This window comes from Methyloglobulus morosus KoM1, assembly GCF_000496735.2.
GTDB classification, from domain to species: Bacteria; Pseudomonadota; Gammaproteobacteria; order Methylococcales; family Methylomonadaceae; genus Methyloglobulus; species Methyloglobulus morosus.
The window spans coordinates 1-13,434 of the sequence record NZ_AYLO01000127.1; the positions used below are offsets into that span (position 1 = coordinate 1).

Here is a 13,434-nt window from a genome sequence, read left to right on the forward strand (position 1 = left end):
GAATCCTCTACATTTGCTAAAAGCCTAAAAGTCAAAAATATACCGTCAGTGGCTTACTACCATCAAGACGCATTAGTTGGAGTAGTCATTGGTATAAAACAAGATATAGAAGCAAACATTAAAGCAGTAATAGAAGGCAATAAACTCGATGTTTCTAATTCGCTCAGCACGTAGGTTGGGTTAGCCCAGGGACGTAGGGCGGAATAGCGTAGCGTATTCCGCCGCATGGTCTGAACACCCAATGTTGGGTTACGGAGCACGGATAAATCCGAATAATATTTAGACGTTGGTTGTTTTGTGCACCTAACCCAACCTATGGGTTTTTATAGAAATGTATGGCGGTTTAGCGTAGTGTATTCCGCCGTATGCTTTTAATCCGTTCGTGGTGAGCTTGTCGAACCATGAATGGATTAACCATTCGCCCTTCGACAAGCTCAGGACGAACGGTTAATAGTTAATTTTAAACTAGATAAAGATTATTTTTAACAAGTAAAAATAGGAAAACACATGCAAGTTTATTACGACAAAGATGCCGACTTGTCGGTCATCCGTTCCAAGAAAGTCGCCATCATCGGCTACGGTTCACAAGGCCATGCCCATGCCCTTAACCTGAAAGAATCCGGCGTTGAAGTCGTCGTTGGGTTGCGGAAAGGTTCACCATCGGTTGCCAAGGCCGAAGCGCATGGTTTGACGGTTAAAGACGTACCGGAAGCGGTTGCGGGCACGGACATCGTCATGATCCTGACCCCGGACGAATTTCAGTCGCAATTGTACAAGGCGGAAATATTGCCCAACATCAAACAAGGCGCGGCCTTAGCGTTCGCCCACGGGTTTTCGATACTGTTCAATCAGGTCGTGCCACGGGCTGACCTCGACGTCATCATGATCGCCCCGAAAGCGCCAGGGCATACTGTCCGTTCCGAGTTCGTGCGCGGCGGCGGCGTTCCTGACCTGATCGCCATCCATAAGGACGTGTCCGGCACAGCGAAAGCGACTTGCCTTTCTTATGCTTCGGCTATCGGCGGCGGACGTTCAGGCATTATCGAAACCACCTTCCGCGATGAAGCCGAAACTGACTTGTTCGGAGAACAAGCGGTCTTATGCGGCGGCGCGGTAGAACTTATCAAGGCTGGATTTGAAACCTTGGTGGAAGCGGGTTATCCGCCGGAAATGGCGTATTTTGAATGCTTGCATGAGTTGAAGCTGATTGTCGACCTGATGTACGAAGGCGGCATTGCCAACATGAACTACTCCATCTCCAATAATGCTGAGTACGGCGAATACGTCACCGGCCCTAAAGTCATCAACGCCGAAAGTCGTTTGGCGATGAAAGAAGCCTTGGCAAACATCCGCAACGGCAATTACGCCAAACGCTTCATCATGGAAGGCATGAGCAACTATCCGGAAATGACCGCCCAACGTCGTTTAAATGCCGAGCATCCCATTGAAGTCATCGGCGAGAAGTTACGTAGCATGATGCCTTGGATCAAGGCGAACCAGATTGTGGATAAGGCTAAAAATTAGAAGCCCTGATTAAAAAAAAGCCCTTCGAATCTCAGGACGGACGGCTATTGTTGGTCCTAATCGTATTAGCGTTGATTCCGTTCGTGGTGAGACAGCCGTGAGCCTGTCTAAAAAGCCGAACCATGAATGGAATCAATTTCCCTAAAGATTCTTACATCGAATCTGTATGCTTAATCCCATGTGCCTTTGGGAAGTCAATCGCTTTTGGTTAGCCTTTAGGCCGCATGTGCGGAAACAACAGCACATCCCTTATTGACGGCGCATCGGTGAACAGCATCACCAAACGGTCGATGCCGATACCTTCGCCAGCCGTTGGCGGCATACCGTGTTCCAGGGCAGTGATGTAATCGGCATCGAAGTGCATGGCTTCGTCGTCCCCGGCCTCTTTTTCTTCCACCTGTTTTTGGAAGCGCGCCGCCTGATCTTCGGCATCATTTAGCTCGGTAAAGCCATTGGCGATTTCGCGTCCGCCTACGAAAAACTCAAAGCGGTCGGTGACGTGCGGATCGCTGTCGTTACGGCGTGCCAGCGGGGAAACTTCAACCGGATAAGCGGTAATAAAGGTGGGGTTCATCAGTTTGCTTTCAACCGTCTTCTCAAAAATCTCGATCTGGATTTTGCCTAAGCCGTAATTGTCTTTCACCGGAATCTTAAGGCTTTCGGCAATTGTGGCGGCACCTTCGCGGCTGCTGATTTGCTCCTTAGTCACTTCAGGATTGAAATGCAGGATCGATTCCACAACCGTCATGCGGTCAAACGGCTTGCCGAAATCGTATTGCTCCCCCTGGTAGTTGATAACGGTTTGCCCGACCACTTCTTGTGCAATACCGCGCAGCATGGTTTCGGTAAGATCCATCAAGTCGTGGTATTCCGCATAAGCCTGATAGAATTCCAGCATGGTGAATTCGGGGTTATGCCGGGTCGATAAGCCTTCATTGCGGAAATTGCGGTTGATTTCAAACACGCGCTCAAAACCGCCGACAACCAGGCGTTTCAAGTACAACTCCGGTGCGATACGCAGGTAAATATCCATATCCAGCGCATTATGGTGAGTGATAAAGGGGCGGGCAGTGGCCCCTCCAGGGATGACTTGCATCATCGGCGTTTCCACTTCCAAGAACTGTCGTTCGATGAGAAATTGGCGGATGTAAGCGACAATTCTTGAACGCACCAGGAAAGTACTCCGCGTTTCTTCGCTCATAATCAAATCCAGATAACGCTGGCGGTATCTGATCTCCTGGTCGGCGATGCCGTGGTACTTTTCCGGTAGCGGCCTGAGTGATTTGGTTAACAGGCGTATATCGTCAACCTTAACGCTCAATTCCCCGGTTTGGGTTTTGAACAGCACGCCTTCCGCGCCGATAATATCGCCGATGTCCCATTTCTTGAATTGTTCGTTATAAAAGCCTTCGGGTAAAGCGTCGCGGGTGACGTACAACTGAATCTTGCTGGACATATCCTGGATGTGGACAAAGCTGGCCTTGCCCATCACCCGCCGGGTCATGATACGTCCGGCGATTTTTACGCGTAACGGTTCGGCTTCGAGTTCATCTTTGGATTTTTCGCCGTATTCGGCATGCAATTCCCCTGCGACCACATTGCGGCGGAAATCGGTCGGAAATGCAATACCGCCGTTGTCGCGCAATTCATTGAGTTTGCTGCGGCGCTGGCGGATTTGTTCTTGTTCGTCTTGTTGGATTTCTTCGGACATGTATTAAAAGTTAAAATCTAAAAAATGAATTTCAAAAAGGTGGCAGAGATGAGCAATAAATACTCAATATCGTTTCTTAGAATAGATTTGTCTAACTAGCTTTATCGAGTTTTTGCGAAAGCAATTCCCAATCCATTCTATAAAGGTACATATCTTCAAAATAAACGCCACTCATAAAATTTCTGCCAAGTCTGTTATTTCCTAAGACGGCATTCCCTAATACGCTATTTTTAATAGCTTTAACGATACGATTATTGTTATTGGAAACACGAATATCATGTAGTGAAACCACTTTTTCATCGATTTTGGCAGACTGGTTAATATCATTAATACGTTTGTAGTAATTTCTGGGGCCTTCATTCTCAACAAGGGGTGAAACTATCGTAAGCTCCCAAGCCTTGTCTTTGTCTTCCAAAATCCAAAAGGCTGCGGCCACTTTTGCGTTAGTTTCATCAAGATGTTTTAGTAAGGTTTCTCCAGCCAATAACATCTCGTCAGAAAACCACTGAGTTATAAATATTTCTTTAGCCATGGCAGTATTCCTGAACTATTGTCGGTGATTGCATTGTAAAGGTTATTTGCTTCTTGTTCCCCAATAGAATTTTCGTAACGAGATTCTTCAGACCATTTACTGGCGACTGCCCAGTTTAATTTAAAATCTTCATTCTGTTTTTCGTGTTCAGTAAGCTCTTGTTTTAAACCAGCAGTAATAAATAGTTTGGTCAAATCATGGGTATAGCTATCGTTGGCAAGTTTTTTATCTGGGAAATCAAATGCTTTAATTTGTTTGGCAATACAGGCTTTTAATGTAAATTCCAGGGCGTATCCTGCCAAGTAATAAGCGCCATGATGACAATTTGCTTTTAATAGGATTTCAGCTTCTTTGAGTCGAATTTCAGCTAATTGTTCGAGTTCAGTTTTATTCATGAAGAAAGGATTTTTTACGTAAAAACTTTATTTATAACCCGCTCTTCAAACTGGCCTCTATGAATTGATCGAGACTGCCATCCAAAACGGCTTGGGTATTGCCGGTTTCGACATTGGTACGTAAATCCTTGATCCGCGATTGGTCCAGCACATAAGAACGGATTTGGCTACCCCAGCCGATGTCGGACTTACTGTCTTCCAAGGCCTGTTGGGTTTCACTGCGTTTGCGGAGTTCCAATTCGTAGAGCTTGGACTTCAATTGTTTCATCGCCGTGTCTTTGTTTTTATGCTGGGAGCGGTCGCTTTGGCATTGTACGACGGTGTTGGTGGGAATATGCGTGATACGTACCGCCGATTCCGTCCGGTTAACGTGCTGGCCGCCGGCGCCACTGGCGCGGTAGACGTCAATCCGTAAATCGGCAGGGTTGATGTCAATAGCGATATTATCGTCCACTTCAGGCGAGACGAACACGGAAGCAAACGAGGTATGGCGGCGGTTGCCGGAATCGAATGGCGATTTCCTCACCAGACGATGCACGCCAGTTTCCGTGCGTAACCAGCCGAAGGCATAATCACCTTCAAACTTAATCGTGGCGCTTTTGATGCCCGCGACATCGCCGGGGGATTCTTCGATGAGTTCGGTCTTAAAGCCTTTGCTTTCGCCCCAACGCAGGTACATGCGCTCAATCATGGAAGCCCAATCTTGGGCCTCCGTTCCACCGGAACCGGATTGGATGTCAAGGAAAGCATTGCAGGGATCCATTTCACCGGAAAACATGCGGCGGAATTCCAAGTCGGCAACCCGTTTTTCAAAATCGGCCAAATCATCGACAACGGTATCGACAGTGGCTTCGTCGTTTTCTTCGACCGCCATTGCCAGCAACTCTTCGGCATCGGCCAAACCTTGCTCCAAGTCGCGGATAGTATTGACGACAATTTCTAACTGGCCGCGCTCTTTGCCCAATGCTTGGGCCTGTTCGGGGTTGTCCCAGATTTTCGGATTTTCCAGTTCCCGTAAGACTTCGATTAATCTTTCGCTTTTAGTGTCGAAGTCAAAGATACCCCCTTAACGAGTTTCCTCGGGCTTTAAGGTCGGCAATTTGGTTTTTTATAGGGTTTATTTCTTGCATGGGGTGGGTGATATTGCAGGGTAATGAATAATTTTAATCGGCAAATTATATCATCATGTGCAGCAAGTCATGTTTATCAAAATAATTCTGTTTATTGGCAAAAATCTTACGATTATTTAACCATCACCAACACCCCACTTTTCCATGGGCTTATTGCTTTTGGAGGTAATAAACCACCGCGCACACAGCCAGTTCCAGAAAAATGAAGCCCCAGAAATACAAGCCAAACAGGATGATCTTGACTTGCTTGGGCTGTTCGGCTGATCTGAGCTTAAGGAGTAACAGGCTTAGCGCTGTCGAAAGTATCACGAGCGCTAAGCCTATGGTTGCGTAGGACATCTCAATCCCGCACGGGAGGAGGGGCTATCACCATCCGTGAGCCGTTGGTTTCTGCCGGGGTTACGATGCCGGCGGCTTCCATGTCTTCAATCATGGTGGCGGCGCGGTTATAGCCGACTTTGAACCGACGTTGCAGGCTGGAGATGGAGGCTTTGCGCGATTGGGTGACGAATTCTACGGCTTGGTCGTACAGGCTGTCCGACTCAGGATCACTGCTATAGCCACTGCCGGAGGTGCCGAAACCGTCGCTGTTTTCAAAACTTTCGCTGGTGATTTCAGCCAGGTAATTGGGAGGCGCGGTCTGTTTTAAGAATTCGACGACACGATGCACTTCGTTGTCGTCCACAAAGGCACCGTGTGCGCGAATCGGGATGCTGGTGCCGGAGGGCAAAAATAGCATGTCGCCATTGCCCAACAAGGCTTCCGCGCCGCCTTGGTCGAGGATGGTACGTGAATCAATCCGTGATGAAACCTGGAAGCTTATGCGGGTCGGGACATTGGCCTTAATCAGCCCGGTCAGGACATCAACGGAAGGGCGTTGAGTAGCCAAAATTAGGTGAATGCCAGCGGCACGCGCCTTTTGCGCCAACCGTGCAATCAATTCTTCTACTTTTTTTCCGACGATCATCATCATGTCGGCCAGTTCGTCGATGATGATGACGATGCTGGGCAAAGTCTCAAGTATTGGGAAATCTTCGCCTTCTGCTAGCGGATTCAACAGTTGGAACATGGGGTCGCGGATCGTTTTGCCGTTGGCGGCAGCATCTTCGATCAATTGGTTGAAGCCGGCCAGGTTTCTTACGCCCATCTTGGACATCAGCTTATAACGCCGTTCCATTTCCGCCACCGCCCAGCGCAGGGCGTTTTGGGCTTCCTTCATGTCGGTGACCACGGGGGTCAACAGATGCGGAATCCCTTCATAAACGGATAGTTCCAGCATTTTAGGGTCGATCATAATCATCCGCACTTGTTCGGGCGTAGCCTTATAAAGCAAGCTTAAGATCATGGAATTGATGGCAACCGATTTGCCGGAACCTGTCGTACCGGCAACCAAGGCATGGGGCATTTTGCCAAGGTCGGCGACCAAGGACTGCCCTGAAATATCCTTGCCCATCGCAAGCGTCAGCAGGGAAGGGGATTTTTCAAATGTCCTGGATGCCAGGAGTTCGCGCAAGGTCACCATTTCCCGTTCGCGGTTAGGAATTTCCAAGCCGATAACCGATTTGCCAGGGATGACTTCGACAATGCGTACGCTGGTAACCGACAGCGCCCTTGCCAAATCCTTCGATAAGCTGCTAATACGGCTGACTTTAACGCCCGCTGCGGGTTGCAATTCAAAGCGGGTGATCACGGGGCCTGGCAGGAAGCCGACAACTTCAACAGTCACATTGAAGTCGGCGAGGATGTCTTCCACCAGTCGCGACATTTCTTCCAGGTCGGTTTGGGTATAGCCTTTGACACGGGTGTCGCGGTTGTCCAGAAGAGTCACGGCTGGTAAGACTTCGCCGTTGGTGGCAGTAGAACGGATAGGGCTGGGTTGTTTTTGCGCCTGTTTTTGCGGTTGTTTGCTCGCCGTATCAACAGGGCTGAAGATGGTTGAGGTGAGTTCAGGCAACTTTATTTCAGGTACAGGGTTTTTTAAAGTGCTTGTGCCGGGCATTGATGGTGTTGAAGTCCTGGGTTGTAAAGCAGGTTTAAAATAAGCCTCTACTTTAGGCGCGTCAAGTCCAGTGACGATGGCAGGTCTGGGTTGGCTCCTAGCCATTTCCCAGAAACGCAGCACACAACTTCCTACCATATCGACCAATTTTACCGAGTATTTACCGATGAAATCTAAAATCGTTAGCCACGACATTTGTGTGGCAAGGGTTACCCCAACGAGCAATGAAGCAATCAACATCACAGTCGCACCGGAATTGCCGCACATGAGTAGCAAGGCATCACCGATTTCCTGCCCGATAATGCCACCCGTGTTGCCGGGTAATTCCACGCCTACCCTTAATATGTGCAGATAAAACAGGGCTGCGCTGGAGACTATTGCTATCGTAGCTCCCAGCCAATGTAAGATTGTCGTTGTCTTCTTTCGGTGTTCTTTTGCGAGAATGTAAACGAGATAGGTATGGCGTATTATCACAAAAGGCAGCAGGTAAGCGACCACGCCGAAAAAGCTGAAACAAAAATCCGCCAACCACGCGCCGACCACGCCGCCGGCATTCGTGACTGACTGCGCCGTACTGCTATGCGTCCAACCTGCGTCCTCTGTGTTGTAACTCATCAGGGAAATCAGGAAAAACACCGAGCCGGCAAAGAACACTAGCACTGCCACTTCCTTCAAACTGCGAAACGTCTTTTCTTCTAACACAGCAGCCATGATAAAACCCGCAATAAAATTACCAATGAAACATGATTATAGACCAATATTTACAGGTTTTACATTAATTAGGGAACAAAGTTTTTAGCGGGTTTTTGAAGCATTTTAATTGTCATGGAGTTTACGAAACACTATTTCGCCCCCATAATCATAACAACCCCAAATTTTAGATGGAGAATAGCGAATGAGTACGCCCAAACACTGCCGGCTTTTAATCTTAGGTTCAGGCCCAGCCGGTTATACCGCTGCCGTTTATGCGGCTCGAGCCAACTTGAAGCCAGTCATGGTTACGGGGTTGGAGCAAGGTGGGCAATTGACGACGACAACCGACGTGGACAACTGGCCGGGTGATGTTGAAGGCTTACAAGGCCCCGACCTGATGGACAGGATGCGTCGCCATGCCGAGCGTTTCGATACCGAGATTGTGTTCGACCATATCCATAACGCTGATCTGTCCGCCAAACCCTTTAAGTTAACGGGCGATATGGGTGTCTATACGTGTGATGCGTTGATTATCGCCACTGGGGCATCGGCGCGTTACTTAGGCCTCGACTCTGAAGATGCCTATAAAGGCAAAGGGGTTTCCGCTTGTGCGACATGCGATGGTTTCTTCTATAGGAACAAGGCGGTGGCCGTGATCGGTGGCGGCAATACCGCTGTCGAAGAAGCCTTGTACCTGTCGAATATCGCCTCCAAGGTCACTGTTATACACCGCCGTGACAAGTTCCGTTCCGAGAAAATATTGTCTGATAAATTGTTGGAGAAAGCCAAAAACGGCAATGTTGAGATTGTATGGAATCATACCTTGGACGAAGTGTTGGGCGATGACATGGGGGTTACCGGAATCCGAATCAAAAATACCCAAGACGGATTGACAAAAGACGTGGATGTGCATGGTGTATTTGTCGCGATAGGACATAGTCCGAACACCGGTATATTCGACGGACAACTGGATATGGCGCATGGTTACATCAAGGTCAAAAGCGGTATCACCGGTAATTTTACCAGCACCACCATTCCCGGTGTATTTGCGGCAGGTGATGTGATGGATTCGGTGTACAGGCAGGCGATCACCTCGGCGGGTGCGGGTTGTATGGCGGCGCTGGATGCGGAAAAATATTTGGATGAGTTGGTTGGTTAATGCTTTTTGCGTAAAGTCAGGTAAACTGGACTGGAACTGGCTGCGATAACGGGTCTTTTATGACCAAGAAAATGCGATTGACCGTACTCGATCCCAATGATCCGGAACAAAAATTTCCGTCAATTTCCCAAGCCTTATCTGTGCCGGATGGCCTGCTTGCAGTGGGTGGATGCCTTTCGAAAAACCGTTTGTTGAATGCGTATCGACAAGGCATTTTTCCCTGGAACAGCCCCGATGAACCGATTTTATGGTGGTCGCCAGACCCAAGGCTGGTGCTGTTTCCAGGCAACCTGAGTATTTCCCGCAGCCTGGCCAAAACTTTGCGAAAGCAGAAGTTTACGGTAACAGTGGACCGAGTCTTCGACCAAGTGGTCATGGCTTGCGCCCAACCACGTAAGGAAGATGCCGGAACTTGGATTACGAATGGGATTTTCCAAGCTTTTTATGGGCTACATCGATCAGGTGATGCCCATTCAATCGAAGTCTGGCTGAAAGGGGAATTGGTCGGCGGCTTGTATGGACTTGCCATCGGGCAAGTTTTCTTTGGGGAATCCATGTTTCACACCGAAACCGATGCATCAAAGGTGGCTTTTGTCAGCTTGGTAGAACGACTTAACGGTTGGGATTATAAGCTGGTGGATTGTCAGGTGACTACTCGGCATCTCATGAATTTTGGTGCTGAAGAAATTCCCAGGATCGAGTTCGCTGCACTGCTTGAGCGCTATTGCGATCAATTACCCGATGCCATGGCTTGGCAGGACAAATGATTTCCATTCCCTTATTCCTGACGGACAAACATCCGTGTAGTTACCTTGACGATGAGGTCGCACAACCTGCTTTCGTGCATCCCTTGTTCGACATGACCAACGGTATCTATTCAGAACTGATAAAACAAGGCTACCGCCGCAGTGGGGACGAAGTTTACTCGCCGCATTGCCCCAATTGTTCGGCATGCATCCCAGCGCGATTACGGGTGGCGGATTTTATTCCTAGTCGCAGCCAAAAACGCTGCTTGAGCAAAAACCGTCATACACGCGTTGTGGATAAACCCGCTGAGTTTGATAAATCCCATTATGGAATGTACCTGCGTTATCAGGCGGCTCGACATGGCGATGGCTCAATGGCGCAATCCAGCCCGAATGATTACCTGAGTTTTCTCAAAAGTACCTGGTGCGACACCCATTTCGTTGAGTTTTTGATTGCCGGTGAATTGGCGGCAATTGCTGTGGTTGACCACTTGGATAATGCCTTATCTGCCGTTTATACTTTTTTTGACCCCAAGTTTTCTGAGTACAGCTTGGGTATGAATGCGGTGCTTTGGCAAATTGAATGGGCAAAGCAATTGCAAAAGGAGTTTTTATACCTGGGCTTTTGGATAAAACGCTGTAAAAAAATGTCCTATAAAAGCGATTACCAGCCATTGCAGATCTTTAAGGATAAGCAATGGACGTTGCACAGCGGTTGAATTGCATAAGGCAAGGCAAGGAGATAATTCTAGGTAGTGTCATCGCATTGGCGGTATCGTTGTCCGCAACTTTCATAGGTTTTGACCGTGAGAGGGCATTTTATCCAATCGTGATGATAGTTATCGCTTCTTACTACGGATTATTTGCGGTAATGGGTGGCTCGGGCAAGACTTTACTTATTGAAAGTGTGTTTATAACTGCCTTTGTAGCGGTAGCCATTCTGGGTTATAAGCTTAATCTTTGGTTTGTTGTGGCTGCGTTAATAACGCACGGTGTCTTTGACGTCTATCACGGCCATTTGATACACAATCCTGGGGTTCCAACTTGGTGGCCCATGTTCTGTCTCGTGTACGACATTTTCGCGGCTGGTTATTTAGCATGGCTTCTAGCTGTGTCGCGGTTGTCAGCTAATGTGCGCTAGCTTTATATTTGATTGCAGCTTAAGCGATCAGTGCTCAATCGGTCAGATTGCAATAACAGCCTGATTTAAGGGATAATGGTCGGCTATCAGTATTTCTTCCTTTTCCCATCGCGGTAAATGCGATAGGGGAACCGCAGTAAAAATAGGAACCCGTGATGAACTTAACGATGTACGAAAAAATCTGGGATAGCCATCTCGTGGTAGAAGCCGAGGGACAAGCGCCTTTGATTTATGTTGACCGCCACTTGATGCACGAAGTGACCAGCCCGCAGGCTTTTGAAGGCCTTCGGATGACTAACCGCAAAGTGCGTAACCCGCATAGCATTTTGGCGACGATGGATCATTGTGTGCCGACGAAAGATCGGCATCTACCCATTGCCGATCCGATTGCCAGAAAGCAAGTCGAAGTCATGGCAGAAAACTGCAAGGACAATGGCCTAAACCTTTATGACTTGAAAAACCCCAATAACGGCGTAATCCATGTTGTCGTGCCGGAACACGGTTTTGTGCACCCTGGCATGGTGGTGGTGTGCGGCGACAGCCATACGGCAACGCACGGCGCGTTCGGGGCTTTAGCTTTCGGCATCGGGACTTCGGAAGTCGAGCATGTTATGGCGACTCAATGCCTCCCGCAGAAAAAATCTAAGACCATGCTGGTTAAGATTAACGGCACGTTGCCCAAGTTTTCTACTGCCAAGGATATTGCCCTGGCAATTATCGGAAAAATCGGCACGGCAGGCGGCACGGGTTATGTGATCGAGTACGCAGGCGAGGCCATCAAAGATTTGACGATGGAAGGCCGCATGACCTTGTGCAACATGGCAATTGAAGCCGGTGCACGGGCAGGGCTGATTGCGCCGGATGAAAAAACTTACGCTTATTTGCAAGGCAAGGAATTTGCCCCGCAAGGCGCAGCTTGGGGGCAAGCGATGGCCTATTGGCAAAGTTTGCCCAGCGACGAAGGTGCACAATTTGATGCGGTCGTCGAACTGGCCGCTGCCGATATTGCCCCGCAAGTGTCCTGGGGAACCTCGCCCGAACAAGTGATAGGTGTCAATGGCGTGGTGCCTTCCCCTGAAAGCTTCGACAACGAAGGCAAACGTAAGGCTTGCGAAAGCGCATTGGCCTATATGGGCTTAACGCCGAACACCAAGATTACCGATATACCCATTGATTTCGTGTTCATCGGTTCTTGCACCAATGGCCGGATCGAAGATTTTCGTGTTGCCGCCGAAGTGGCGAAAGGTACGAAAGTGGCCGCCGGAATTACTGCGATTGCCGTTCCTGGCTCTTATCAAGTCAAACATCAAGCCGAGCAAGAAGGCCTGGACAAGATTTTTATCGAAGCAGGCTGGCAATGGCGCGACCCAGGTTGTTCCATGTGTTTGGCGATGAACGGCGACGAACTGAGCAAAGGTCAGCGTTGTGCCTCCACCTCTAACCGCAATTTTGAAGGCCGCCAAGGTAAGGGTGGCAGGACGCATTTGGTGTCCCCTGCCATGGCGGCGGCAGCGGCGGCGGCAGGACATTTTGTCGACATCAGAAACTTCGGATAAGCAACGAATATGGAACCTTACAAAAAACACGAAAGTATTGCCGCATTGATGAACCGCAGCAATGTGGATACCGACCAAATCATCCCCAAACAGTTTTTAAAGAAAGTTGAGCGCAGCGGTTTTGGCGCACATCTTTTCCATGACTGGCGGTTTAATGACGACGGCAGCGACAATCCCGAATTTGAACTGAACAAGCCCACGTTTAAGGGGGCAAAAATTTTGGTCGTCGGCGACAACTTCGGTTGCGGTTCTTCCCGCGAACACGCACCTTGGGCAATAGCCGATTATGGTTTCAACACCATCATTTCCACCAGTTATGCCGATATTTTCTATAACAACTGCTTCAAGAATGGCATATTGCCTATCAAGGTAAGTAGCCAGCAGTTGGAATCTTTAATGGCGGAAATCAATGCCAATGAAGGCGTGCGGTTTGTTGTTGATCTCGAAAATCAACAAGTCATTACGCCGGGAGGTAATGGTTTTACTTTCGACATCGATCCGTTCCGAAAAGGCAACCTGTTAAGCGGCTTGGATGATATTGGCTTGACGTTGAAGCATGTTGATAAAATTAGTGCTTATGAGGAAAGGCATAAGAAGGCTTTTCCTTGGTTGTGGGCGCAATAATCCCACACTGGTTTAACGATTCTTAGGCATTTAACCGAGAGAATCTCATGCCAGCAATTTCGATGTTCTATGGAATCATCATTTACATGTACTTCATGGATAATAAACAACACAATACCCCACATATTCATGCGAAGTACCAAGATTTTGAAGTGATTGTCTCCATTCCTGAAGGTAATGTTTTGGAAGGCAGTATCCCAATTGCAAAAATGAAGCTGTTGCAA

The 13,434-nt window shown here is 48.5% G+C and carries 14 protein-coding genes; 8 read left to right on the top strand and 6 right to left on the bottom strand.

Translation table 11 applies throughout. From position 1 onward, the window contains the following. Nucleotides 1-507: 507 nt before the first annotated feature. The gene (ilvC, locus tag MGMO_RS15690) at nt 508-1,524 is read left to right on the top strand and encodes a ketol-acid reductoisomerase (protein ID WP_023496048.1); all 1,017 of its coding nucleotides are present in this window, start codon (nt 508-510) and stop codon (nt 1,522-1,524) included. Nucleotides 1,525-1,732: 208 nt separating this feature from the next. On the opposite strand, the gene lysS is transcribed toward ilvC, so the two are convergent. The 6 genes from lysS to MGMO_RS15720 form a co-directional block, all read right to left on the bottom strand. Beyond that, nucleotides 1,733-3,235 (bottom strand): lysine--tRNA ligase, encoded by a 1,503-nt coding sequence (gene lysS, locus MGMO_RS15695; RefSeq protein ID WP_023496049.1) that lies wholly within the window; start codon nt 3,233-3,235, stop codon nt 1,733-1,735. Between the two features lie 91 nt (nt 3,236-3,326). Further along, nucleotides 3,327-3,767, bottom strand: a complete 441-nt coding sequence (locus MGMO_RS15700; protein ID WP_023496050.1) for a hypothetical protein — start codon at nt 3,765-3,767, stop codon at nt 3,327-3,329. Beyond that, nucleotides 3,746-4,162 (bottom strand): HEPN domain-containing protein, encoded by a 417-nt coding sequence (locus MGMO_RS15705; protein ID WP_023496051.1) that lies wholly within the window; start codon nt 4,160-4,162, stop codon nt 3,746-3,748. Before MGMO_RS15705 ends, MGMO_RS15700 begins: the two co-directional genes overlap by 22 nt. Before the next feature lie 31 nt (nt 4,163-4,193). After that, nucleotides 4,194-5,292, bottom strand: a protein-coding gene (gene prfB, locus MGMO_RS15710; protein WP_152976383.1) for a peptide chain release factor 2 whose coding sequence is annotated in 2 segments (ribosomal slippage) — nt 4,194-5,216 and nt 5,218-5,292 — 1,098 coding nt in all. Because the reading frame shifts where the segments join, the coding sequence is not laid out codon by codon here. Nucleotides 5,293-5,442: 150 nt separating this feature from the next. Next, nucleotides 5,443-5,631 (bottom strand): hypothetical protein, encoded by a 189-nt coding sequence (locus tag MGMO_RS15715; RefSeq protein ID WP_023496053.1) that lies wholly within the window; start codon nt 5,629-5,631, stop codon nt 5,443-5,445. A 1-nt stretch (nt 5,632) separates the two neighbouring features. Next, nucleotides 5,633-8,002 carry a DNA translocase FtsK gene (locus tag MGMO_RS15720; RefSeq protein WP_023496054.1) on the bottom strand — a complete coding sequence of 790 codons (2,370 nt, stop codon included), beginning with the start codon at nt 8,000-8,002 and terminating at the stop codon, nt 5,633-5,635. Between the two features lie 184 nt (nt 8,003-8,186). Between MGMO_RS15720 and trxB the strand changes: the two genes are divergently transcribed. From trxB to MGMO_RS21165, 7 genes are all read left to right on the top strand, one after another. Further along, nucleotides 8,187-9,143, top strand: coding sequence for a thioredoxin-disulfide reductase (gene trxB, locus MGMO_RS15725; RefSeq protein WP_023496055.1), 957 nt, complete (start codon nt 8,187-8,189; stop codon nt 9,141-9,143). A 71-nt stretch (nt 9,144-9,214) separates the two neighbouring features. Next, the gene (aat, locus tag MGMO_RS15730) at nt 9,215-9,910 is read left to right on the top strand and encodes a leucyl/phenylalanyl-tRNA--protein transferase (RefSeq protein ID WP_036308374.1); all 696 of its coding nucleotides are present in this window, start codon (nt 9,215-9,217) and stop codon (nt 9,908-9,910) included. Further along, nucleotides 9,907-10,608, top strand: a complete 702-nt coding sequence (locus MGMO_RS15735) for an arginyltransferase (protein WP_023496057.1) — start codon at nt 9,907-9,909, stop codon at nt 10,606-10,608. The genes aat and MGMO_RS15735 overlap by 4 nt, the downstream gene beginning before the upstream one ends. Continuing rightward, nucleotides 10,587-11,030, top strand: coding sequence for a hypothetical protein (locus tag MGMO_RS15740; protein ID WP_023496058.1), 444 nt, complete (start codon nt 10,587-10,589; stop codon nt 11,028-11,030). Before MGMO_RS15735 ends, MGMO_RS15740 begins: the two co-directional genes overlap by 22 nt. Nucleotides 11,031-11,182: 152 nt before the next feature. After that, complete coding sequence (gene leuC / locus MGMO_RS15745) at nt 11,183-12,586, top strand: 3-isopropylmalate dehydratase large subunit (protein ID WP_200922742.1); 1,404 nt, start codon at nt 11,183-11,185, stop codon at nt 12,584-12,586. A 9-nt stretch (nt 12,587-12,595) separates the two neighbouring features. Further along, nucleotides 12,596-13,210, top strand: coding sequence for a 3-isopropylmalate dehydratase small subunit (leuD, locus tag MGMO_RS15750; RefSeq protein ID WP_023496060.1), 615 nt, complete (start codon nt 12,596-12,598; stop codon nt 13,208-13,210). Between the two features lie 62 nt (nt 13,211-13,272). After that, the coding region (locus MGMO_RS21165; RefSeq protein WP_407656537.1) for a DUF4160 domain-containing protein at nt 13,273-13,434 on the top strand (162 nt) is incomplete at its 3' end.